Genomic DNA, 22,945 nt, shown 5'->3' with positions numbered 1-22,945 from the left:
CTTGGCCTAATCAAACTAAATAATCAGCCATTTTCTCACAGGCACAGAATGTATTCACTCGCGTTTTCGATTTTGTTTGTATCCGTCCTCGTTTTGACCCTCGCCGTGCGCTTCTGGCTCGCTTCGCGGCAGATTCGCCACGTGCTGGCCCACCGCGCCGTTGTCCCGCCCGAATTCGCGGAAAAAATCCCGCTGGCCGCGCACCAGAAGGCGGCCGACTACACGGTGGCCAAGACCAAGTTCGGCTTGCTGACCCTGCTGATCAACTATGCCGTGCTGATCGGTTTTACCTTGCTGGGCGGCCTGCAATGGCTGGCGCTGCACCTGAATGAATGGATGGGTCCCGGCTCGCCCATGTTGTATCAGATCGGCCTGATCGCCGCCTTTGCCGCCATTTCCGGCCTGATCGACCTGCCCTTCGACTATTACCGCCAGTTCGTGCTGGAGCAGCGCTTCGGCTTCAACACCATGGCGCGCAAGCTGTTTTTCACGGACATGCTCAAGGGCGTGGGCCTGGGCGCCGTCATCGGCTTGCCGCTGATCTGGGTCGTGCTGACCCTGATGGCCAAGTCGGGCGACCTGTGGTGGCTGTACGCGTGGTTCGTCTGGAGCGGCTTCCAGCTGCTGATGATGGTGCTGTTCCCAACCGTCATTGCCCCGCTGTTCAACAAATTCACGCCGCTGGCCGACGAAGCGCTGAAAAGCCGCATCGAAGGCTTGATGCAGCGCGTCGGCTTCGCCTCGAAAGGCTTGTTCGTCATGGATGGCTCGAAGCGCAGCGCCCACGGCAATGCGTATTTCTCGGGCTTTGGCGCCAACAAGCGCATCGTCTTCTTCGACACCCTGCTGTCGCGCCTGGCGCCGCAGGAAATCGAAGCCGTGCTGGCGCATGAACTGGGCCACTTCAAGCTCAAGCACATCGTCAAGCGCATCGCCATGATGTTCATCATCTCGCTGGGTTTCCTCGCGCTGCTGGGCTTCCTGAAGACGCAGCCGTGGTTTTACGCGGGCCTGGGCGTCGACCCGGTCGCGCTGGCGCTGACGGGCCAGCCGACGGACGCGCTGGCCCTGCTGCTGTTCATGCTGGCCTTGCCCGTCTTCACTTTCCTGCTGGGGCCGTTGACGTCGCTCAGCTCGCGCAAGCACGAATTCGAAGCCGACGCCTTTGCCGCCACGCACACGCAGGCGGACGACCTGGTGTCGGCGCTCGTCAAAATGTATGAAGACAATGCGTCGACCCTGACGCCCGACCCGCTGCACTCGGCCTTCTATGACTCGCATCCGCCGGCCAGCGTGCGCATCCGCCACCTGAAAGGGGCTTCCGCATGAATACGCCATCAACTTCGCAAGACCTCGCCCAACTGAGCTGCACGCCGCGCCAGCAGGCGCTGGGCGACACGGATATCGCCACCCTGCACGCCCTGCTGCCCCTGTGGACCGTGCAAAACGGCAAGCTATGCCGCGACTTCGGCTTCAAGAATTACTACCAGACCCTGGCGTTCGTGAACGCCCTGGCCTATATGACCCATACGCAAGACCACCATCCGGAGCTCATCATTACTTACAAAACCTGCGCCGTGCGCTACGACACGCACTCGGTCAACCAGGGTGCCGGCGGCCTGTCCGAAAACGACTTCATCTGCGCCGCCAAGGCCGACCTTATCTACCAGAGCAGCCAGGTGGCCCCATGAGCGAAGGCAAGTTGACGGGCATCATCATCGCCGCCCACGGCCGCCATTACCTGGCCGACGTGGACGGCGCCAAGCTGCAATGCGTAACGCGCGGCAAGAAAACCAATGTGGCCGTGGGCGACATCGTGCACCTGACGCGCACTTCCAACGACCAGGCCGTCATCGACCGCATCGAGGAACGCAAGACCTTGCTGTACCGCTCGGACCAATACAAGTCGAAATTGCTGGCCGCCAACCTGACGCAGCTGTTCATCGTCGTGGCGACGGAACCGGGCTTTGCCGACGACCTGATCTCGCGCTCGCTGGTGGCGGCCGACGCGGCCGGCATCGAAGCGCGCATCATCCTCAACAAGACTGATGTGACCGCTTCGCTGGAGCGTGCCCGGGAACGCCTGCTGCCGTATTCCTCGATGGGCTATCCCGTCGATGAAGTGTCGGCGCGCGCCGAACCGGAGCACGCCGTGGCCACCCTGGCGCCCCTGCTGGCGGGCCAGTCGTCGATCCTCATCGGCCAGTCGGGCATGGGCAAGTCGTCATTGATCAACCTGCTGGTGCCGGACGCGGACATCGCCGTGCGCGAAATCTCGGCCGCGCTCGACACGGGCAAGCACACGACCACCTTTACGCGCCTGTACAAGCTCGACGAACTGGGCGCGAACAGCTCCATCATCGATTCGCCCGGCTTCCAGGAGTTCGGTCTGTACCACTTATCCGAGGGCATGCTGGAACGGGCCTTCCGCGAATTCCAGCCCTACCTGGGCGGCTGCAAGTTCTATAACTGCCGCCACCTGATCGAGCCGCAGTGCGCCATCCTGCAAGCCTTGTCCGAAGGTAAGATCGCCAAGATGCGCCACACACTGTATGGCCAGCTGCTGCACGAGTCGGCGCAAACGCTGTATTGAGAAATATTTCTCTCATTCAAATATAGCGCCGCAAAACACCCGGCAGGCGAAATTTAATTTCGCCTCCGAAGCCGCCTTCCGACTTTAATCCCAAAACCATTCATCCGCCGTTTTATGCGCTTCATCGCGTAAAACCTGCCTTCCATCGCCTGCCGCTGGCGCTGGCCAGGCACGTTTGCTAACTTGACACCAGTCCCTGCCGGAAACCTGCCAGCGACCACACGATCTAACTCTAACCAATCCCGTCATCCTGATCGAAGGTGAATGTCATGCATACCAAACGCTTCCTCCCTCTTGTCGCCGCCCTGTTCGCACTTGTCGCCGGCGCCTCTCACGCGCAAACTGTTGCGGCTCCACAAACGACTGGCAGCGTTAGAGTCAGCAGCAACGCTTACTACCATGTCACTGCGCAGGAAGCGTCCGAGATCGAACGGCAATACCGCCTGTCGAACGGGCAACGCCTGGAAGTGCTCCAGCAGGGCAGCCACTTCTATGGCCGTCTGATCGACGACCGCGAAATGCAGCCAAAACCCAGTGTCAGAATCACTCCCGTCGGATCTGGCCAGTTTGCCACCCAGAAAGGTGCAATGTTCGCCTTCAGCAATGCGGGCGAACATGTGACCATCGACAACGCCCAGCTGCTGTCGGGCCTGCGTCTGCCGGCCGACGTGCGCAGCATCAGCGGCGTCAGCGTCAACAGCGTTCGCCTGGTTTCACGCTAAGCGCACGGCAGAGCGTACGCGGCGCGGGGCAAATCGCCCCCGCCGGTGGCACCATGCCGGATGAATAATCCTGACTGGCGTACTGAACAATTCCCCTGAATGCAGCTTACAATGCGATGACGCATGGCCTGTGCGGTCGCAGGCTGGCGCCACCGTTTGCAGGGAGAATGCTTGAATGGAAATGTTCGCGCTCGAACACGACGTAGCGCAGTGGGAAAGCGCATTGCTGCCGTTGCACGGCGCCGGGCGCGTACCGCTGCTGTTGTTGCTGTCCTGGCATTTGCGCCAGCGTGATTGCAACAGAGCAATTGAGCTGAGCAAGGAAGCGCATCGGCTGCTGCCGCTGGCCGGCCTGGAAGCGGCCGCACTGGAACAGGCGCAGGCGCGCCTGCAACTGGTGCAGGCGGAAGTGGCCTGGCTGCAAGGCGCGCTCGATGCGGCCGAAAGCCTGGCCATGGCGGCGCACGCCATCCTGTGCGCGCATGGCGATGGCGCCGCTTGCGCCGACGCACACTGGCTGCTGTCCTCGATTGCCGTCGACCGGGGCGACCATGCCCGCTGCGATGCCGAACTGCTGGCCGCTGCCGAACAGGCGCGCAGCGCCGGCGATGCGATGCGCGCCAGCCTGGCCGACGCGGCCACGGCGCGCTGGGCCGTGCTGCGCGATGCGCCGGCAGCCCAGGCCCGCTGGAGCGGCCACTTCCAGGCCGATGGCGCCAGCGGCAAGCTGCCCGCGCCGCTGGCTGCCTGGGTGCATGATTTCCGCGGCTTGCTGGCGCACACTTCGCGCGACCTGGGCACGGCCGCCGGCCACTACATGCAAAGCTACGAAGCGGCGCTGGAAAGCGGCCAGCTGCGCGGCGCCATCACGGCCGCCATCAATATCGGCGACTGCTTCGCCAGTCTCAACGACAACGAATCGGCCCTCGAATGGATGCAGTGCGCGCTGGACCTGGCGCGCCCCACCGGCTGGCCGCGCAGCATCGGCGCCTGCCAGACGCATACGGCCGAAACCATGCGCAAGCTGGGGCGGCTGGCCGCGGCCGAAGACTTGCTGCGCCAGGCGCTGCTCATCCTGGCCCCCGTGGCAGGCGCGCGCACCTATGCCAACGCCCTATTCCACCTGGGTGAACTGAGCCTGGACAAGGGCGACTACGACACGGCGCTCGACGCTTTCAGCCGGCTGGCGCAGCGCGCCGAAGCGCTGGGCCAGGCCGATTTCCGCAGCATGGCGCAGCGCGGCAGCGCGCACGCGCTGTCCTATCTGGATCGCCCCGATGAAGCGCTGCAGGCGGCCGAACGGGCTTGCCAGCTGGCCACCGCGCAAGGCGACGCCATGCACCAGGTGGCGGCGCTGCGCGTCTTGTCCATGCTGCATGCGCGCCACGAGCTGCCGCCGCCCGCAGGCATGCTGGAACGCAATCCCGCCCTGCATTTCCTGCACCAGGCGCTGCAGGTGGCCGCCTCCATCGAAGGCTATTCGCCGCCCGGCGAACTGCTCGATGCGCTGGCGCGCGAATACGCGCATGCGGGCGACTATGCGCGCGCCTACGATATCGCCCTCGATGCGGGCATGGCGCGTGAAAAAAGCCACACCCAGCAGGCGAGCAACCGCGCCACGGCCATGCAGGTCTACCACCAGACGGAACATGCGCGTTCGGAAGGCTATCACCACCGCGAACTGGCCGCCTCCGAAGCGCGCCGCGCCGAAGTGCTGCAACAGACCAGCGACACCCTGGAACGGCTGTCGGCCATCGGCCAGGAAATCACCACCCACCTCGATGCCAGCGCCGTATTCCAGGTGCTGGACCGCCATGTGCACGCCTTGCTGCCAGTCAACACCTTCGCCGTCTACATGCTCGATCCGGCTGGCACGGCGCTACGCCGCGCGCACGGCATGGAAGCGGGCCGTCCCCTGCCCGACAACGCCATTCCACTGAGCAATCCACGCGCCTACTCCGTGCGCTGCCTGCTGGGCCGGCGCGAAGTGTATATCGACCAGGTACCGCCGCGCCGCCATGCCTACACGGTGCCCGGCACCCTGCATAACCAGAGCGTGCTGTACGTGCCGCTGATGGTGGGCGAACGCGTGCTGGGCGTGATGACGGTGCAAGCTTGCCATGCCAACGCGTATGGCGAACGGGAGCGGCTGATCTTCCGTACCCTGTGCGCGTATGGCGCCATCGCGCTCGACAACGCCAGCGCCTACCGGCAATTGCAAGATGCCCAGGCGCAACTGGTATCGCAGGAAAAACTGGCTGCCCTCGGTTCGCTGATGGCCGGCGTGGCGCATGAACTGAATACCCCGATCGGCAACAGTTTATTGATCGCCAGTACCATGCAGCAAAAGACGGAAGACGTGGAACGCCTGATGAACGGCCCCGGCCTGCGCCGCTCGGACCTGGCCGCCTTCATCGACGATGCGAACAAGGCGTCGGCGCTGGTGATGCGCGGCCTGCGCAGCGCGGCCGACCTGGTCAACAGTTTCAAGCAGGTGGCCGTCGACCGCACCACCGAGCAACGGCGCCGGTTTGACTTGCAACAAGTAAGCAATGAAATCATCGCCACCGTCATGAACCGCATCCGCAGTTCGGGCCACCGCATCGAAGTGGAGATAGCCTTCGGCATCGCCATGGACAGCTATCCTGGCCCGTTCGGCCAGGTGATCACCAACCTGATCAACAATGCCCTGCTGCACGCCTTCCCCCCCGCGCCCAACGATGGCGGCGCCGGCGCGGGCTGCATGCGTTTGTCCGCCACGATGGAGGCGGCGCGCGTGCAGATCGTCTTCGAGGACAATGGCGGCGGCATCGCCGAACAGCACTTGTCGCGCATCTTCGACCCCTTCTTTACCACCAAGCTGGGCCAGGGTGGCAGCGGCCTGGGTTTGTCGATCAGCTACAACATCGTCACGGCCCTACTGGGCGGCACCATCCAGGTGGCCAGCAGCCCTGCCGGCACCCGCTTCACCCTGGACTTGCCCCTGGTGGCGCCCCAGCTGGACGGCGCTGCGCCCGCCAGCATCTATTAATCCACCGCCCCGTTGCCCGGGCGCAGGCTTGCCTATACAAGTACGCGCCCGGCCAGTCTTTCCAATCTAAAAGCAAAACCCTTATAATTGAACGGCTGAAGTACTTGCCATTGCATTATTTTCAACTTGGCAAACCGCATCGTACCGCGCGACAGGCGTCGCGCTGGCACCGATCAACACAGCAGCGCGCCGGGCGAGGCAGTCATCAGACGAGATGTTTTACGCTGATGCAACCCGGCGGGAAAGGCACGCCGCCGGCGGCCTGCGCATCTTCAAGTGGTCATTATGTCGACAAAAAAACCGATCAAGCACTACCTCCAGTTCTCCGATTTCACGTTGGAAGAGTACGAATATGTGATCGAACGCGCCCATCTGATCAAGCGCAAGTTCAAGAACTACGAAATCTACCATCCCCTGATCGACCGCACCCTGGTGATGGTCTTTGAAAAGAACTCGACCCGCACGCGATTGTCGTTCGAAGCCGGCATGCACCAGCTGGGCGGCGCCGCCATCTACCTGAACACGCGCGACTCCCAATTGGGCCGCGGCGAGCCGGTGGAAGACGCGGGCCAGGTCATGTCGCGCATGTGCGACATCATCATGGTGCGCACCTTCGGCCAGGAAATCATCGAGCGTTTCGCCGCCAATTCGCGCGTGCCGGTGATCAATGGCCTGACCAATGAACACCACCCGTGCCAGGTCTTTGCCGACATCTTCACCTACATCGAACACCGCGGCTCGATCGCCGGCAAGGTCGTCGCCTGGATCGGCGACGCCAACAACATGCTGTACTCGTGGCTGCAGGCGGCCGAAGTGTTCGGCTTCCACGTCAACGTGTCGACGCCGAAGGGCTACGACATCGACCTGTCGCAAGTCAAGACCGAGCGCTACACCTTCTTTGCCAACCCATCCGACGCCTGCGAAGGCGCGCACCTGGTCAACACGGACGTGTGGACCAGCATGGGCTACGAAGCGGAAAACGCGGCCCGCATCGCCGCCTTCGACGGCTGGATCGTCGATGGCGCGAAGATGGCCCGCGCGGCGCCCGACGCGCTGTTCATGCACTGCCTGCCCGCCCACCGCGGCGAGGAAGTAGCCGCCGAAGTGATCGACGGCCCGCAATCGGTGGTGTGGGATGAAGCGGAAAACCGTTTGCACGTGCAAAAAGCGCTGATCGAATACCTGTTACTGGGTAAAATCCAATAATTCGCCTGGAACTGCAGAACTCCCGGCAGCATCGCAACACATATATCGACAACGACAACTGGAAGCAATATGAGCGACATTAAAAAAGTAGTCCTGGCCTATTCCGGCGGACTCGACACCTCCGTCATCCTGAAATGGCTGCAAGATAACTACCAGTGCGAAATCGTCACCTTCACGGCCGACCTGGGCCAGGGCGAAGAACTGGAACCGGCGCGCGCCAAGGCCATCAAGTTCGGCATCAAGCCGGAAAACATCCATATCGAAGACGTACGCGAAGAATTCGTGCGCGATTTCGTCTTCCCGATGTTCCGCGCCAATACCGTCTATGAAGGCGAATACCTGCTGGGCACCTCGATCGCCCGTCCTTTGATCGCCAAGCGCCTGATCGAAATCGCCAACGCCACCGGCGCCGACGCCATCTCGCACGGCGCGACCGGCAAGGGCAACGATCAGGTGCGTTTCGAACTGGGCGCCTACGCGCTGAAGCCAGGCGTGAAAATCATCGCTCCATGGCGCGAGTGGGATCTGCTGTCGCGCGAAAAACTGCTGAAGTACGCGGAAGACGCCGGCATCGAAATCGACATGAAGCACAAGAACGGCGGCGCGCCGTACTCGATGGACGCCAACTTGCTGCACATCAGCTTTGAAGGCCGCCACCTGGAAAACCCGAGCGCCGAAGCGGAAGAAACGATGTGGCGCTGGACCGTCAGCCCTGAAAAGGCCCCGGACGAAGCGGAATACCTGGACATCGAATACGAAAAAGGCGACATCGTCGCCATCAACGGCGTGCGCATGTCGCCTGCCACCGTGCTGGCCGAACTGAACAAGGTTGGCGGCAAGCATGGCGTGGGTCGCCTGGACCTGGTGGAAAACCGCTACGTCGGCATGAAATCGCGCGGCTGCTATGAAACCCCGGGCGGCACTATCATGCTGAAAGCCCACCGCGCCATCGAATCGATCACCCTGGACCGCGAAGTGGCCCACCTGAAAGATGACCTGATGCCGCGCTACGCATCGATGATCTACAACGGCTACTGGTGGGCGCCTGAGCGCGTTGCCCTGCAAACCCTGATCGACCACACGCAGGAAACCGTGAACGGCTGGGTACGCATCAAGCTGTACAAAGGCAATGTCATCGTCGTCTCGCGCGATTCGAAGACGGATTCGCTGTTCGACATGAACATCGCCACCTTCGACGAAGACGGCGGCGCCTACAACCAGGCCGACGCAGGCGGCTTCATCAAGCTGAATGCCTTGCGCATGCGCATCGCCGCCATCGCCCGCGAAAAGCGCGGCCAGAAGTAATTAGTTGCCGGGAGGCACTGCCTCCCGCAGCTGCCTGAGCCGCCCACGGGCGGCTTTTTTGCGTCTGGAGCGCACTCTGCCGCAAATTACGCCCCGCCACGTCCCGAGATCGCCCCCATTTTGCTGTCCGCATGGCAAAATGCTACAGTGCAATTGTGCTGACCTTCCCGCTTCCGGAGCCCTCCCATGTTCAAAGACCTGAGTATCAAGAATAAACTGTACCTGGGCTTCGGCTCCATCGTGGCCATCATCCTGATCCTGCTGGGCGTGGCCTACAACAGCTTTTCGCGCCTGTCGGAAGCTAATGCATGGGACCGCCACACGATGGAAGTGCTGGTCGAGATCGACAGGATTCACAATTCCATCCTGCAAATCCAGGTGGAAGCACGCGGTTTCATCCTCACAGGCAACGAAGCCTCGCTGAACCCTGGAACGGACGAGATGGCGGTGCTGAGCCAGCACACGCAAAAAGCCATCGCCATGACGGTCGACAACAAGGTACAGTCGGAACGCTTCCGCAAGATCGACCAGCTGACCACCACCTGGGTGAAGGAGTGGATCAATCCCCTGATCGAGAAGCGCCGCGCGCTGGGCAACGCGCCGGGCGCCACGGAAGCGGTGGCGCGCACCATGCCGCCGACCGGCTACCCGGCCGTCGCGCAAGCGAACAAGCTGCTTGACGAAGTCGCCGCCGAAGAATCCCGCTTGCTGGTCGAACGCACGGCCACCACGACAAAATTGCAGGAAACCATGATGCTGACCCTGGCGCTGGGCGGCCTGCTGTGCGTGGTGCTGGCGCTGGGCATTTCCTACCTGCTGGGCCGTTCCATCCTCGGCCCGCTGAACAGCCTGACGGACGCCGTCGGACGCATCGCCGGCGGCGAGCAAAACGCGCGCGCCGCCATCCTCTCGCGCGACGAGCTGGGCAAGGTCACGGAGGAGTTCAACCGCATGGCGCAAACCATCCAGGACAACCAGGCCAACGAACTGGCCGCGACGAACAGCTTGCGGGCCAAGGTCGATTCCCTGCTGGAAGTGGTGTCGAAGGCGGCCTCGGGCGACCTGACGGGCAAGGTCGGCATCACGGGCAGCGATGCCATCGGCCAGCTGGGCAACGGCCTGGCGAAGATGTTCGAAAACCTGCGCAGCCTGCTCAACAACGTGCAAAAGGCCGGCATCCAGGTGACGACCTCGGCTACGGAAATCGCCGCCTCGGCACGCCAGCAGGAAGCCACGGGCATCGAACAGGCACAAACCAGCGTGGAAATTCTCAGCACCACCAAGGAAATCTCGGCCAACACGAGCCAGTTGCTGAAAACCATGGAAGACGCCACCGCCGTAGCCGACTACACGACGAATGCCACGGCCGAAGCACAAAACAACCTCAAGCGCATGGACTCGACCATGCAGCACATGGTCTCGGCCACCGATTCCATCAACGCCAAGCTGGCCGCCCTGTCGGAAAAAGCCAGCAATATCAATAGCGTGCTGATCACCATCACCAAGGTGGCCGACCAGACCAACATCCTGTCGCTGAACGCCGCCATCGAGGCGGAAAAAGCGGGCGAGGCGGGCCGCGGCTTCTCCGTGGTGGCGACGGAAATCCGCCGCCTGGCCGACCAGACGTCCGTCTCCACGTGGGATATCGAGCAAATGCTCAAGGAAATGCAGTCGGCCGTGTCCGCCAGCGTGATGGGCATGGATAAATTCTCGGAAGAAATTCGCCGCAGCGTGGGCGAGGTGCGGCAAGTGGCGGAACAATTGTCGTCCGTGATGGATCAAGTGCAAAAACTCACGCCGCAATTCGATGCCGTGCTGCAAGGCATGCAGTCGCAGGCCATCGGCGCCTCGCAAATTTCCGACACCATGATGCAGCTCAACGATGCCACGCAGCAGACGGTGGAATCGCTGAAAGCCACCAGCGAAGCGGTGCACCAGCTGCAATATGCGGCGGGCGACCTGCAGTCGAGCGTGTCGACCTTCGCCGTCACCATCTGATCCCATGAAAGTACTGCTCTTTCACATCGGACGCGACCGCTATGGCCTGCCCCTGGCCGGCATCGTGCGCGTTCTGCCGCTGCTGGAGCTGAAACAGTTGCCGCTCACGCCAGACTACGTGGCCGGCCTGATGGACTTGCACGGCACGCCCGTGCCCGTGATCGACCTGTCGCGCCTGGCCGGGCTGCCTGCCGCCGCCGCGCAGTTCGACACGCGCATCGTCATCGTCGACTACCGCGCGCCTGGCGGCGCCACGCATACGCTGGGCTTGCTGGCCTCGCAGGTGCGCGGCATCGCCGACATTGATGCGGAAAAGCTCGACGACAGCGGCGTGACGACGGCGCCCTTCCTGGGCCAGGTGGCCAGCGACGCCGACGGCATCGTGCAGCTGGTGGAACTGGAGCACCTGCTGCCGCCCGACGTGCGCGCGCTGCTGTTTCAAGACGCGGGCGCGGCATGACGGCACAAGCCCTGCTGCGCCGCGCGACCGGCCTGTCCGTCTCCAAAGCCGTGGCCGAACGGGCCGTCGGCCAGCGCATGGAGCAAACGGGCTTCAGCGATAGCGAAGCCTACCTGCAAGCGCTCACGCCGGCCGAAATGACGCAATTGATCGAACTGGTGGTGGTGCCGGAATCGTGGCTGTTCCGCGACCCGCAGGCGTTCTACGCCACCGTCGAACTGGTACAGGAACGCTGGGCACGGGGGCGCGCCACGCGCATCCTGTCGATTCCCTGCGCGGGCGGCGAGGAACCGTATTCGATGGCCATGGCGCTGCGCGACGGCGGCGTGCCGAAACAGGCGTTCAGCATCGACGCGTATGACCTGAGTCCCGGCTGCATCGAGCGTGCGCAGGCCGGCGTATATGGCCGCAATGCCTTCCGCGCGCAGGATGTGGCCTTCCGCGAGCGCTATTTCACGCACGTGGCCGACGACGCCTACCGCATCATCGACTCCTTGCGCGAGCAAGTCACCTTCAGGCAGGGCAATCTGCTGCAGTTCGATACCGCCACCTACAGCCGCCATTACGACGTCATCTTTTGCCGCAACCTCTTGATTTACTTCGACAAGCCGACCACGCGCGCGGCCATCCACAACCTGTCCGCCCTGCTGGCCGACGACGGCATGCTGCTGGCCGGCTATGCGGAAGTGCCATCGTTCTGCCAGAACGGCTTTGCGCCGCTGCAGTTCCGCCAGGCCTTCGCCCTGAAGAAGGAGACGGCGGCGCCGGCCAGCCCCGTGCAAGTGGCGCCGCTGCCGGCCTTGCGCACTTTGCGCAGCGTGCCGCCCGCGCCAAGGCGCGCCGCCGCAGCCGCCCCTGCCGCCGCGACAGCGCCGCGCACGCGCCCCGTGTCCGTGCCATCGCCGGCGCCGGCCGCGCAAGCCGCGCAGGCCGATTTGCTGGCCGAGGCGCGTCTGCTGGCCGACCGTGGCCAGCTGCGCGAAGCGGGCGAAAAATGCCACGCCCACCTGGCCAGAGTGCCCGAGGCGGCGGAAGCGTATTTCATGCTGGGCATTATCAATGAACTGGCCGGCAAGATGGACCTGGCCGACGATTACTGGCGCCGCTGCATCTACCTGCAGCCGGACCACTACGAAGCGCTGTGCCACCTGTCCCTGCTGGCCGAACGCAATGGCAACCACACGGCCGCCGCCACCCTGAAGGCGCGTGCGGCGCGCATCTACCAGCGCCGCCAGGCGTCCAACTAAGGGGCAAGCATGACCAACCTCATCGCCACCGAGTCCCCCGCCGCCATCGACGACTGCTGGAACCATATCGGCGTGGTCGGCGACCAGAGCTGCCCCAAGCTGCCGGCCAATGTGCATTGCCGCAACTGCGACGTGTATGCGGGCGCCGCCCAGCGCAACCTGCAGCGGCCCGTGGATGAACACTACCAGCGCGACTGGGCCAGCCACTTCCGCCAGATCGATGCGGGCGGCGAAGTGCGCGACAGCTCGGTGCTGGTGTTTCGCATCGGCCGCGAATGGCTGGCGCTGCCCACGCGCGTGTTCGACTCCGTGGCACCGCAGGCCAAGCCGCACGTGCTGCCGCACCGCGGCGGGCGCGGCCTGGCGGGCATCGTCAATATCGGCGGCAAGCTGTATCCATGCATGTCGCTGGCCAGTTTGCTGGGTATCGACGAACAGGGCGCGCCACCGGCCAAGGGCCGCCACACGTTCGCGCGCCTGCTGCTGATGCGCTGGGAAGAGCAGGCCTACGCCCTGCCCGTGGCCGACCTGCACGGCATCGTGCGCTATGCATCAAGCACCGTGCAGGCGCCGGCGGCCACCATCAACAAGGGCCTGTCGCGCTATCTGTCCTGTGTCATCACCGAAGGCGACATGCGCATCGGCTGCCTCGACACGGCGCTGATCGGCTTTCAACTTGCGAGACTATTACGATGAGCCAGGACCAGCACGGCGACCTGAGTGCCTTCTCCATGCTGGACCTGTTCCGCATGGAGGCGGACAGCCAGACCCAGATTCTCACCGACGGCTTGCTGGCGATGGAGCGCCATGCGGGCGACGCGGCCGCCGTCGAAGCGATGATGCGCGCGGCGCACTCGATCAAGGGCGCGGCCGCCATCGTCGGCCTGCAGGTGGTGGTGCAGCTGGCGCACGGGATGGAGGACAGCTTTGTCGCCGCCCAGCATGGCCGACTGAAGCTCACGCCGGAACGGGTCGACGTGCTGCTGTCGGGCGTCGACCTGATCGTGCAGCTGTCGCGCCTGGACGACGCGGGCGCCGAAGCATGGCTGGCCGCGAATGCGGCGCAGATCGACCAGACCCTGAACGCCATCGCAGGCATCGCCGAGCTGCCCGAATTGCCGGCCCTGCCCTCGGCGCCTGCGCCCATGCCGGCGCCGGCAGCGGCCACACCACAGCTTCCCGTGGCCAGCGGCCTGGCGATAGAGGAGCCGGAAGCGGCCGCGCCTGCGCCACGCACGGGAGCCGCACCAGCCAAGGCCCCGGCGCAAAACTTCGACAAATTGCTGTCGCTGGCCAGCGAGTCGCGCATCAACGCGCACCAGATGCACCCGTTCATCGGCGCGCTGCAGCGCTTCAAGCGCAACCAAAGCAGCCTGTTTTCCGCCATCGAGCACCTGCACGAAGCCATTGCCCGCGCGGGCGACGCGGGCCTGATGGAAAAGTCGCTGCTGGCGCTGCAAAAGACGCAGCCCCTGAAGCAGTTCATGCTCGAGCACATCGCCGACATCGAAACCTATGAACGGCGCCTGCTGGCCGTCTCGCAAGGCATGGTCGACGAAGTGCTGGCCCTGCGCATGCGCCCCTTCCGCGACGGCATCCATGCATTTCCCCGCATGGTGCGCGACCTGGCGCGCAGCCTGGGCAAGGAAGTGCAGCTGGAGATCGAGGGCGAAGACACCCTGGTCGACCGCGACATCCTGGCGAAGATCGAAAGCCCGCTGAACCACATGCTGAGGAATGCCATCGACCATGGCATGGAAGGCCCGTACGAACGCATCGACGCGGGCAAGGAAGCGCTGGGCACGATACGCATGGAGGCGCGCCACCGCGCCGGCATGCTGAGCATCGAAATCAGCGACGACGGCCGTGGCGTCGACCTGGAAAGAATCCGCCAGTCCGTCATCGAGCGCAAGATGGCCAGCCCCGTCATGGCCGCCGCGCTGTCGCCGGGCGAGCTGCTGGAATTCTTGTTCCTGCCCGCCTTCAGCCTGAAGGAAAAGGCGAACCAATTGTCCGGGCGCGGCGTGGGCCTGGACATCGTGCACGAGACGATACGCCAGCAAAACGGCACGGTGCGCCTGGAATCGGAACCCGGCCGGGGCTTTCGTGCCCTGATCACCCTGCCGCTGACGCAATCGATCGTACGCGCGCTGGTGATCGACATCCAGGGCGAAGCCTACGCCATCCCCATCGTCAAGGTGGAAAGCGTGGTGCGCGTGCCACAGGCGGCCATCCATACCCTGGAAAACAAGCAGTTCTTTGAACTCAAAGGCGAGCATCTGGGCCTGGTCTCAGCGGCGCAGGTGCTGGAACTGGGCGAGGCGGCCAACCAGGCAGAGGACTTGCCGGTGGTGGTGATCGGGCGCGGCAAGCAAAGCTATGCCCTGGTGGTCGACGCCATCCGCGGCGAGCAAAGCCTGGCGGTGCAGGCCATCGATCCGATTTTCGGCAAGATGCGCGACATTTCCGCCGCTGCCCTGCTGGACGACGGCGAGCCGGTGCTGATCCTCGACGTGCCCGATTTGCTGCTGTCGATCGATAAGCTGCTGCACGAGGGCGGCCTGCACCAGCTGGCGCAGGCGGGCCACACGCAGCAGCGCCGCGCCAAGCGCATCCTCGTCGTCGACGATTCGCTGACGGTGCGCGAAATGGAGCGCAAGCTGCTGCTGGCGCGCGGCTTCGAAGTCGACGTGGCCATCGACGGCATCGACGGCTGGAACGTGGTGCGCAGCGGCGAGTACGACCTGGTGATCACCGACGTCGACATGCCGCGCATGGATGGCATCGAACTGGTATCGCTGATCAAGAAGGACCTGCACCTGCACAAGCTGCCGGTGATGATCGTCTCGTACAAGGACCGTCCGGAAGACCGCGCGCGCGGCCTGTCCGCCGGAGCCGACTATTATCTGACCAAAGGCAGCTTCCACGACGAGACCTTGCTCGACGCGGTGGCCGACCTGATAGGAGATGCCCGCTTATGAGTTGTACTTCATGAAAATTGCCATTGCCAACGATGTCCCCATGGCCGCCGAGGCCCTGCGCCGCGTGGTGGCCAGCACGCAGGAGCACCAGGTGCTGTGGATCGCCCGCACGGGACTCGAAGCCGTGCGCATGTGCGAAGGCAACCGCCCCGACCTGATCCTGATGGACCTGAACATGCCGGAGATGGATGGCGTCGAGGCGACGCGCCTGATCATGGAGCAAAGCCCGTGCGCCATCCTGGTGGTCACGGGCCGCCCGCAAGACAATGTCAACCAGGTCTTCCGCGCGCTGGGCGCGGGCGCGCTCGACGTCACCGCCACCCCCGTGCTCCAGGGACAAGTGGGCGGCGACAGCGAACTGCTGGCCAAGATCAAGACCATCGGCAAGCTGATACGCCACAGCGCCGAAACGCCGCCGCCGCGCCAGGCGAACGGCAATGGCGGCGAACGGGGCGATGGCCAAGTATCGACCCTGGTGGCCATCGGCGCCTCGACGGGTGGCCCTTCGGCCGTGGCCAGGGTGCTGTCCGGCTGGACGGCGCCGCCCGGCTGCGCCATCGTGGTGGTGCAGCACATCGATGAAACCTTTGCCTCGCACTTCGCGAAATGGCTCGATGACCAGCTCAGCATGCCTGTGCGCGTGATTGCCGAAGGCGACGAACTGGTGTCCGGCACGGTACTGATCGCCAAGACCAATGATCACCTGCTGCTAGATCAAAATTATCGTTTGGGTTACGATGCAGCACCACGCGAGTATGTTTACCGTCCTTCCGTCGATGTCTTCTTCAACTGCGTGGCGGAGCACTGGCGCGGCGACGCCATCGGTGTATTGCTCACAGGCATGGGGCGCGACGGCGGCGATGGCTTGCTGGCCATGCGTCGCGCCGGCAAGACGACCATCGCGCAAGACCAGGCCAGCAGCGCCGTGTACGGCATGCCGCGCGCGGCGGCCGAACTCGATGCGGCGCAGCACATCCTGCCATTGGATAGAATTGGTGCCAGCCTGCGCAGCCGCCTGGGCGCCAAACTCAACAATGGGTGGGAGCCCTCCCCTAACATCTGAAAAGAATGCAATGCCAGAATTTTCCTCCAGCTTCATCCAGCAAGAACCCGCATTGACCGAATTCAAGGTCAGCGTCCTGCTGGTGGACGACCAGTTGATTATTGCTGAGGCAATCCGGCGCATGCTGAGCGATCAGCAGGATATCGAGTTTCACTATATGACCGACGCCACCCAGGCGCTGGACACGGCGCTGCGTTTGCAACCGACCGTCATCCTGCAGGATCTGGTGATGCCGGGCATCGACGGCTTCGCCTTGATCAAGCTGTACCGCGAAAACGAGGCGCTGGCGCATGTGCCGGTGATCGTGATGTCGGCCAAGGATGACCCGAAACTGAAGGCGCACAGCTTTGCCGTCGGCGCCAACGATTACGTGGTGAAACTGCCAGACCGACTGGAGTTGCTGGCGCGCATACGCTATCACTCGGCGGCCCACATCAGCCGCTTGCAGCGCGACCAGGCTTTTCGTTTCCTGCGAGAAAGTCAAAAAAACCTGGCCGACGCGAATATCGAGCTGCAAAAACTGGCCGCCCTCGATGGCTTGACGGGCATCGCCAACCGCCGCCGCTTCGATGAAACCCTGCAATTCGAATGGCAGCGTGGCCAGCGCGACAAAACACCGCTGAGCTTGCTGTTCTGCGATATCGACCATTTTAAAAGCTATAACGATCACTTTGGCCACCTGGCGGGCGACCTGGGCCTGAAAAAAGTCGCCGCCGTGCTGACGGAACATTTGAAACGCCCGGCCGACCTGGCCGCCCGTTACGGCGGCGAAGAATTCGCCTTGATCCTGCCGGAAACGAATCCGGCCGGCGCGCTGCTGATCGCCGAAGCGTGCCGGCGCCACCTGGAAGGCTTGCAGATCGAGAATCCGGCGGCAAGCACGGGCATCGTCACCATCTCGATCGGCGTGGCCACCATCGTGCCGTCACCGGACTCGACGGTGGAGCAACTGATCAACCGCGCCGACCAGGCCCTGTACGCGGCCAAGCGCGGCGGACGCAACAGCGTGCTGAGCGCCGATGACGTCCAGGACTGATTTTTAACAGCAAGGAAAGTGAAGCATGAGCACACAACTGGACAATGTCAGCGTCGTCAAGAAGTCGAATATCTACTTTGACGGCAAATGCGTCTCGCATAACGTCATCCTGGCCGATGGCACGAAGAAAAGCGTGGGCGTGATTTTCGCGTCATCGCTGCGCTTCAATACGGGTGCGCCGGAAATCATGGAAATCGTCAGCGGCCTGTGCAAGGTGCGCCTGGCCGACGCGACAGAATGGAACAGCTATGCCGCGGGCACGCAATTCAAGGTGCCGGGCAATAGCTATTTTGATATTGAAACGGTCGAGACCGTCGACTACGTCTGCCACTTCGGCTAATCCACGCAGAAAAAACGTCCATGGCTGCGTTGCACTGCCTTGCCCTGAGCATTTTTTCAAGCGCGGATTGACTATTTAGACAAACACAGGCTCGGGCGACAGGCGCACGCCATATTTCGCCTCTACATCATCCTGTATCGCTGCCGCCAACCGGGTAATGTCCGCGCCACGAGCGCCGCCATTATTCACCAGAACCAGTGCCTGCTTGGGATACACTCCCGCGGGCCCCAGGTTTTTCCCCTTCCAGCCGCACTGATCGATCAGCCAGCCGGCCGCCAGCTTTTCCGTGCCATCGGGCTGCGCATGGTGCACGAGGTTCGGGAAACGTTCCAGCAAGGCAAGACATTGCTCTCGCGACACCACGGGATTCTTGAAGAAGCTGCCCGCATTGCCGATCACGGCCGGATCGGGCAATTTTCTCCGGCGGATCGCCATCACCGTCTCGGCTACCTGTTGTGCTGTCGGCTCGACAAGATTGCGCTCGGCCACGGCCTGCGCCAGTTCCGCATAGCGCAAGTTCGGCTGCCACACGGCCGGCAAGGCAAACGTAACCTCCAGCACGATCAGCTCGCGCCCGTCCGCCTGCTTGAAGATGCTGTCGCGGTAAGCGAAGCGGCAAGCATCGCGGTCCATGTCGAAGACGATGCCGCTGGCGCTGTGCATGACGCTCACGCTATGCAGATAATCCTTGATTTCAACGCCATACGCGCCAATATTCTGGATAGGCGCCGCGCCCACCGTACCGGGGATCAAGGACAGGTTTTCCAGCCCGCCCACGCCTTGCGCCAGGGTCCACTGCACGAAATCGTGCCAGTTTTCGCCGGCCGCGGCCGTGACGAGTACCGTCTCGAAATCCGCCTGTGCCAGACGCATGCCGCGCGTGGCCATGTGCAGCACGGCGCCGGGAAAGTCGCCCGTCAGCACGATGTTGCTGCCGCCGCCCAGTATCAGGCGCGGCATGGCGGACAGGGCGGGATCTTGCAGCGCGGCGTGCAATTCGGCCTGCGAAGTAATGCGTACGTAGGCGGCCGCGTTGGCCGTGATGCCGAAGGTATTCAGGCGCTGGAGGGGGTAATTGTGTTCGATGGTGAGCTCTGCAGACATGGGATAGGGAAATTTTGCTCGATTATAGAGCGAAAGCGACAAAAAACCACCTCAGGACAAGGGCGACTTGCCCGTTGTCCGTTAAAATGTCGCATCTTTAACAGGGCCGTCCCATGGCGCAGAATCAGCCGCCAAGGCCCAGCGCGCCGAGCGTGCGCTCGCTTTAACAAGAAAAGGAACAGACCATGCCGTCATTTGATGTAGTCTCCGAAGCCGATATGATCGAAGTCAAGAATGCAGTCGAGCAATCCAACAAGGAAATCACGACCCGCTTCGACTTCAAGGGCAGCGACGCCCGCGTCGAGCACAAGGAAAACGAATTGACCGCGTTTGCGGACTCGGAATTCCAGCTCAGCCAGGTGCGCGACGTGCTGACCAACAAATTGACCAAACGCAAGGTCGATGTGCGCTTCCTCGACGAAGGTGACATCAAGAAGATCGGCGGCGACAAGGTCAAGCAGATCATCAAGATCAAGAATGGCATCGAATCGGATGATGCGAAGAAAATCGTGCGTGTCATCAAGGACAGCAAGATGAAGGTGCAAGCGAGCATCCAGGGCGAAGCCGTGCGCGTCACGGGCGCCAAGCGCGACGACCTGCAGGCGGCCATGGCCATGCTGCGCAAGGACGTGCCCGACATGCCGCTGGAATTTAACAATTTCCGCGATTAATTTCGATGATGCGCACGCTCCGGCCTGCGCTTGCACCGGCATGGCGGCAAGCTGCCTCGGAGCGCCTGCCCGCTTGGGGTAGAATTGAAGCTGCGCGCAGCTACATGCGCCCGCGCGCCTGACCGGCGGCGGGCTTGACCGTACATCTGGCTCAGTGATAACCACGGTAGTCTAAGGATAGCAATGAAACGTGTTGATGATTTCCGCCTGCGATTTGGCAAAAAAGAATATGTGCCCATCATGATAGGCGGAATGGGTGTGGATATTTCCACGTCGGAGCTGGCCCTGGAAGCGGCCCGGCTGAACGGTATCGGGCATATCTCCGATGCCATGGTGGAAGACGTGTCGGATCGCCGTTTCGACACCACCTTCGTCAAAGACAAGACGAAACTGTACAAGTTCAACATCAATAACAGCGACAAGGCCGTGGTGCAATTCGACCTGGGCCGTCTGGCGGAAGCGCAGCGCCTGCATATCGGCCGCACCATGGAAGCAAAAAAAGGCGATGGTTTGATCTTCGTCAATTGCATGGAAAAGCTGACCATGAATGGCCCGCGTGAAACCTTGCGTGTGCGTCTGAATGCGGCGCTGGACGCCGGCATCGACGGCATCACCCTGTCCGCCGGTTTGCACTTCGGCTCGTTCGCCCTGATGGCCGACCATCCGCGTTTCCGTGATGCCAAGCTGGGGATCATCGTCTCGTCCGTACGCGCCCTGCAGATTTTCCTGCGCAAGAACGCCAAGCTCGACCGTTTGCCCGACTTCATCATCGTCGAGGGGCCATTGGCCGGCGGCCACCTGGGTTTCGGCATGGACTGGGCCAATTACGACCTGCACACGATCACGGCGGAACTGCTGGCCTACCTGAAGGCCGAACAGCTGGATATCCCGCTGATCGCCGCTGGCGGCATTTTCACGGGCAGCGACGCCGTTTCCTTCCTGGAAGCGGGCGCGGCTGGCGTGCAAGTGGCGACGCGCTTTACCGTCACCAAGGAATGCGGCTTGCCAAACAAGGTCAAGCAGGAATACTACAAGGCCTCGGAAGAAGACATCATCGTCAATGGCGTCTCGCCGACGGGCTACCCGATGCGCATGCTGAAGAACACGCCCGCCATCGGCGCCGGCATCCGCCCAGGCTGCGAATCGTATGGCTACCTGCTTGATGCGACGGGCAACTGCGCGTACATCAACTCGTACAACCGCGAAGTGGCGGCCCATCCGGAGCAAAAAACCGTCGTCGTGATGGACAAGACGTGCCTGTGTACCCACATGCGCAACTTCAACTGCTGGACCTGCGGCCATTACACGTATCGCCTGAAGGACACCACGCATAAGCTCGACAACGGCGAATACCAGATCCTGACGGCCGAACACGTCTTCAAGGATTACCAGTTCAGTGTCGACAACCAGATCGCCCTGCCGGAAAAAGAAATCTTGGTGGCAAGCTGAATCTTGCCACCCTGAAGTAGAAATGGCGCAGCCCGCGAAGGCTGCGCCATTTTTTTATGCGGGGAGCATGTCCCGCAAGGCCAGTTCGATCGCCTCGAACCTTGGCCGCCGTAATACTTCTTCCTGCAGGCAAGTTTCTTGCAAGGTATGCAAGGCGGGCACAGGCGCCGCACAATGCGCGATCAACTCGCCCAGCAGCACGCCAAAGGCGCGTGCCTCCAGGCCCTGCAACAAGTCCCCTTGCGGCGAGCCCGGCGCAAACATGGACGCCGCACCAAAGTCGCCCAGCAGAGAGGTACCAGCGTCCGCATGCAGGATATTGTGTGCATACAAGTCGCCATGCACGATGCCGCGCGCGTGCAGCTGGCACACGGCCGAGGCGATGCCATGGGCAATCGCCAGCGCTTGCGGAATATCAAAGCGCGCGTCATCGGCATACACGTCGCGCGTGCACGATTCCAGGCTCGGTGGTCCCGCCAGGTTGCGAAAGGCCGCGTCGATGAGCGGCATGACGAGTCCCATTGCCCCTTGCGGATGCGCATCGAGCGTCCCGAGGATGGGAATCAGGCCCGGGTGCGCACCGGCGCCGATGCAGGCGGCCATTTCACTGCGCGGCAAGCCATCGCTGGTCATGGCTCCCTTGAACACTTTGACGGCGACATCATCCACGCCATCCAGACAGGCACGGTAAATCACCCCCGATGCGCCCTCGCCCAGCTGCTGCGCCAGTTCCAGGCGCTGCCATGCCACGCCTGCCGCAGCCGTACCGGCCAAGGCCGCCAGTTCCCGCGCTTCCGTGCAGGGATTGCCCGCATACGCGAGCCAGCTCAGGCGTGGCAGGGACAGCAGGCAGTCGGGCAGCGCCGTAAAACGGTTGGCGGCGATACGTACCAGTTCCAGACGGCGGCAGTTCGTCAACGAAGCGGGCAAACTGTCCAGGCAATTTCCCGCCAACATGAGTTTCTGCAGCTCACTGCACTTGCCCAGTTCGTCCGGCAAGGCTTCGATGGCATTGTCGGTCAGGGTCAGCCAGCGCAGCCTGGCTGGCAAGGCGGCAGCAGGTACCTGGCGGATCCGGTTCGCCTTGAAACCGATCATTTCCAACGCAGGACAGGAACCAAGCACAGCCGGCAAGGTGGTGAACAGGTTATCCGAGCAAAAAATGATGCGCAGCTTGTGCAGGCGCGGCAAGTCGTCGGGTAAAGTGGACAGCGCGTTGCCCGAGAGGTCGAGGATTTCCAGGCTGTCGGCCAGGTCGAAAATCTCGCGGGGAAAGTCGGTCAAGCCGCAGGACAGCTTCAGGCGGCGCAGGCCGGCCAGTTGGCCAGCCCGTAATTGCTCCAGTGTATGCACAGCAGACAAGATATCCCTTTCAAAAACCCGGCAATCGCTGGCGCACTTAAAACCAGCGGACGTAAAAAAACCCCAACCGGATCACCGGAAGGGGTTTTTTCGAATAACAAGCCTGACGATAACCTACTTTCACACTGGTTGCAGCACTATCATCGGCGCAAAGTTGTTTCACGGTCCTGTTCGGGATGGGAAGGGGTGGGACCAACTTGCTATGGTCATCAGGCATAACTTGTACTGGCGTTTGTCTCCTGTGGGACGACAAAGCCATGAATCTGGAAGAAGCAAAGATTGGGGTAATGACTGGTAGTATCAACACACACGCAACGTTGTACCGTCTTATCCTCTGTACCTGCTAAGGTTATAGGGACAAGCCGTACGGGCAATTA

19 protein-coding genes and 1 rRNA gene are annotated in these 22,945 nt (G+C 62.6%); 17 read left to right on the top strand and 3 right to left on the bottom strand.

The window, feature by feature from the left end; translation table 11 throughout:
- Positions 1-48 precede the first annotated feature (48 nt).
- From O3297_RS00100 to O3297_RS00030, 15 genes are all read left to right on the top strand, one after another.
- Complete coding sequence (locus O3297_RS00100) at positions 49-1,329, top strand: M48 family metallopeptidase (protein WP_305047402.1); 1,281 nt, start codon at positions 49-51, stop codon at positions 1,327-1,329.
- On the top strand, positions 1,326-1,691 hold the full coding sequence (locus tag O3297_RS00095; RefSeq protein ID WP_052140377.1) for a 4a-hydroxytetrahydrobiopterin dehydratase: 366 nt from the start codon (positions 1,326-1,328) through the stop codon (positions 1,689-1,691). Before O3297_RS00100 ends, O3297_RS00095 begins: the two co-directional genes overlap by 4 nt.
- Positions 1,688-2,593 (top strand): ribosome small subunit-dependent GTPase A, encoded by a 906-nt coding sequence (gene rsgA, locus O3297_RS00090; RefSeq protein ID WP_099665016.1) that lies wholly within the window; start codon positions 1,688-1,690, stop codon positions 2,591-2,593. The genes O3297_RS00095 and rsgA overlap by 4 nt, the downstream gene beginning before the upstream one ends.
- 269 nt (positions 2,594-2,862) lie before the next feature.
- Positions 2,863-3,315 (top strand): hypothetical protein, encoded by a 453-nt coding sequence (locus O3297_RS00085; protein ID WP_305047401.1) that lies wholly within the window; start codon positions 2,863-2,865, stop codon positions 3,313-3,315.
- Positions 3,316-3,490: 175 nt separating this feature from the next.
- Positions 3,491-6,346: an ATP-binding protein gene (locus O3297_RS00080; RefSeq protein ID WP_305047400.1), complete on the top strand. Its 2,856-nt coding sequence runs from the start codon at positions 3,491-3,493 to the stop codon at positions 6,344-6,346.
- A gap of 285 nt (positions 6,347-6,631) precedes the next feature.
- Positions 6,632-7,552 carry an ornithine carbamoyltransferase gene (gene argF / locus O3297_RS00075; protein WP_070290636.1) on the top strand — a complete coding sequence of 307 codons (921 nt, stop codon included), beginning with the start codon at positions 6,632-6,634 and terminating at the stop codon, positions 7,550-7,552.
- 69 nt (positions 7,553-7,621) lie between these two features.
- The gene (locus O3297_RS00070; protein WP_034759383.1) at positions 7,622-8,857 is read left to right on the top strand and encodes an argininosuccinate synthase; all 1,236 of its coding nucleotides are present in this window, start codon (positions 7,622-7,624) and stop codon (positions 8,855-8,857) included.
- Between the two features lie 186 nt (positions 8,858-9,043).
- Positions 9,044-10,855 carry a methyl-accepting chemotaxis protein gene (locus O3297_RS00065; protein WP_305047399.1) on the top strand — a complete coding sequence of 604 codons (1,812 nt, stop codon included), beginning with the start codon at positions 9,044-9,046 and terminating at the stop codon, positions 10,853-10,855.
- A 4-nt stretch (positions 10,856-10,859) separates the two neighbouring features.
- Complete coding sequence (locus O3297_RS00060) at positions 10,860-11,315, top strand: chemotaxis protein CheW (RefSeq protein WP_305047398.1); 456 nt, start codon at positions 10,860-10,862, stop codon at positions 11,313-11,315.
- Positions 11,312-12,562: a protein-glutamate O-methyltransferase CheR gene (locus tag O3297_RS00055; protein WP_305047397.1), complete on the top strand. Its 1,251-nt coding sequence runs from the start codon at positions 11,312-11,314 to the stop codon at positions 12,560-12,562. The genes O3297_RS00060 and O3297_RS00055 overlap by 4 nt, the downstream gene beginning before the upstream one ends.
- Before the next feature lie 9 nt (positions 12,563-12,571).
- Entirely contained in the window at positions 12,572-13,258 is a 687-nt protein-coding gene (locus O3297_RS00050; RefSeq protein ID WP_070259679.1) for a chemotaxis protein CheW, read from the top strand.
- Positions 13,255-15,543, top strand: coding sequence for a hybrid sensor histidine kinase/response regulator (locus O3297_RS00045; RefSeq protein WP_305047396.1), 2,289 nt, complete (start codon positions 13,255-13,257; stop codon positions 15,541-15,543). The genes O3297_RS00050 and O3297_RS00045 overlap by 4 nt, the downstream gene beginning before the upstream one ends.
- Positions 15,544-15,553: 10 nt before the next feature.
- Positions 15,554-16,606 (top strand): chemotaxis-specific protein-glutamate methyltransferase CheB, encoded by a 1,053-nt coding sequence (cheB, locus tag O3297_RS00040; protein WP_305047395.1) that lies wholly within the window; start codon positions 15,554-15,556, stop codon positions 16,604-16,606.
- A 10-nt stretch (positions 16,607-16,616) separates the two neighbouring features.
- Positions 16,617-17,642, top strand: a complete 1,026-nt coding sequence (locus tag O3297_RS00035; protein ID WP_070277941.1) for a diguanylate cyclase — start codon at positions 16,617-16,619, stop codon at positions 17,640-17,642.
- Positions 17,643-17,667: 25 nt separating this feature from the next.
- On the top strand, positions 17,668-17,982 hold the full coding sequence (locus O3297_RS00030) for a pyrimidine/purine nucleoside phosphorylase (protein WP_099390254.1): 315 nt from the start codon (positions 17,668-17,670) through the stop codon (positions 17,980-17,982).
- A 75-nt stretch (positions 17,983-18,057) separates the two neighbouring features.
- Here O3297_RS00030 and murB read toward each other — a convergent pair whose 3' ends face one another.
- A complete protein-coding gene (gene murB / locus O3297_RS00025) occupies positions 18,058-19,086 on the bottom strand; it encodes a UDP-N-acetylmuramate dehydrogenase (RefSeq protein WP_305047394.1) in 1,029 nt (342 codons plus the stop codon).
- Between the two features lie 185 nt (positions 19,087-19,271).
- Between murB and O3297_RS00020 the strand changes: the two genes are divergently transcribed.
- Together O3297_RS00020 and O3297_RS00015 are read left to right on the top strand one after the other, a co-directional pair.
- Positions 19,272-19,757: a YajQ family cyclic di-GMP-binding protein gene (locus O3297_RS00020; protein ID WP_034759416.1), complete on the top strand. Its 486-nt coding sequence runs from the start codon at positions 19,272-19,274 to the stop codon at positions 19,755-19,757.
- Positions 19,758-19,940: 183 nt separating this feature from the next.
- Positions 19,941-21,206, top strand: coding sequence for a nitronate monooxygenase (locus O3297_RS00015; RefSeq protein WP_070277935.1), 1,266 nt, complete (start codon positions 19,941-19,943; stop codon positions 21,204-21,206).
- A gap of 54 nt (positions 21,207-21,260) precedes the next feature.
- Here O3297_RS00015 and O3297_RS00010 read toward each other — a convergent pair whose 3' ends face one another.
- The gene (locus O3297_RS00010) at positions 21,261-22,559 is read right to left on the bottom strand and encodes a leucine-rich repeat-containing protein kinase family protein (RefSeq protein WP_305049574.1); all 1,299 of its coding nucleotides are present in this window, start codon (positions 22,557-22,559) and stop codon (positions 21,261-21,263) included.
- 110 nt (positions 22,560-22,669) lie between these two features.
- Positions 22,670-22,782, bottom strand: a 5S ribosomal RNA gene (gene rrf / locus O3297_RS00005).
- Between the last annotated feature and the right edge of the window lie 163 nt (positions 22,783-22,945).

The sequence above is a fragment of the Janthinobacterium sp. SUN128 genome (genome assembly GCF_030587275.1).
GTDB classification, from domain to species: Bacteria; Pseudomonadota; Gammaproteobacteria; order Burkholderiales; family Burkholderiaceae_D; genus Janthinobacterium; species Janthinobacterium lividum.
The sequence above is the reverse complement of the archived record's forward strand: the minus strand, read 5'-3'. Positions and strand labels throughout refer to the sequence as shown.

Bases quoted from the DNA above. Each gene is read 5' to 3' on its own strand.
- O3297_RS00045 (WP_305047396.1), top strand. From the start codon at position 13,255: ATGAGCCAGGACCAGCACGGCGACCTGAGTGCCTTCTCCATGCTGGAC.
- rsgA (WP_099665016.1), top strand. From the start codon at position 1,688: ATGAGCGAAGGCAAGTTGACGGGCATCATCATCGCCGCCCACGGCCGC.
- O3297_RS00065 (WP_305047399.1), top strand. From the start codon at position 9,044: ATGTTCAAAGACCTGAGTATCAAGAATAAACTGTACCTGGGCTTCGGC.
- O3297_RS00070 (WP_034759383.1), top strand. From the start codon at position 7,622: ATGAGCGACATTAAAAAAGTAGTCCTGGCCTATTCCGGCGGACTCGAC.
- murB (WP_305047394.1), bottom strand. From the start codon at position 19,086: ATGTCTGCAGAGCTCACCATCGAACACAATTACCCCCTCCAGCGCCTG.
- O3297_RS00085 (WP_305047401.1), top strand. From the start codon at position 2,863: ATGCATACCAAACGCTTCCTCCCTCTTGTCGCCGCCCTGTTCGCACTT.
- O3297_RS00095 (WP_052140377.1), top strand. From the start codon at position 1,326: ATGAATACGCCATCAACTTCGCAAGACCTCGCCCAACTGAGCTGCACG.
- O3297_RS00080 (WP_305047400.1), top strand. From the start codon at position 3,491: ATGGAAATGTTCGCGCTCGAACACGACGTAGCGCAGTGGGAAAGCGCA.
- O3297_RS00015 (WP_070277935.1), top strand. From the start codon at position 19,941: ATGAAACGTGTTGATGATTTCCGCCTGCGATTTGGCAAAAAAGAATAT.
- O3297_RS00020 (WP_034759416.1), top strand. From the start codon at position 19,272: ATGCCGTCATTTGATGTAGTCTCCGAAGCCGATATGATCGAAGTCAAG.
- O3297_RS00030 (WP_099390254.1), top strand. From the start codon at position 17,668: ATGAGCACACAACTGGACAATGTCAGCGTCGTCAAGAAGTCGAATATC.
- O3297_RS00100 (WP_305047402.1), top strand. From the start codon at position 49: ATGTATTCACTCGCGTTTTCGATTTTGTTTGTATCCGTCCTCGTTTTG.
- O3297_RS00050 (WP_070259679.1), top strand. From the start codon at position 12,572: ATGACCAACCTCATCGCCACCGAGTCCCCCGCCGCCATCGACGACTGC.
- O3297_RS00060 (WP_305047398.1), top strand. From the start codon at position 10,860: ATGAAAGTACTGCTCTTTCACATCGGACGCGACCGCTATGGCCTGCCC.
- argF (WP_070290636.1), top strand. From the start codon at position 6,632: ATGTCGACAAAAAAACCGATCAAGCACTACCTCCAGTTCTCCGATTTC.
- cheB (WP_305047395.1), top strand. From the start codon at position 15,554: ATGAAAATTGCCATTGCCAACGATGTCCCCATGGCCGCCGAGGCCCTG.
- O3297_RS00055 (WP_305047397.1), top strand. From the start codon at position 11,312: ATGACGGCACAAGCCCTGCTGCGCCGCGCGACCGGCCTGTCCGTCTCC.
- O3297_RS00035 (WP_070277941.1), top strand. From the start codon at position 16,617: ATGCCAGAATTTTCCTCCAGCTTCATCCAGCAAGAACCCGCATTGACC.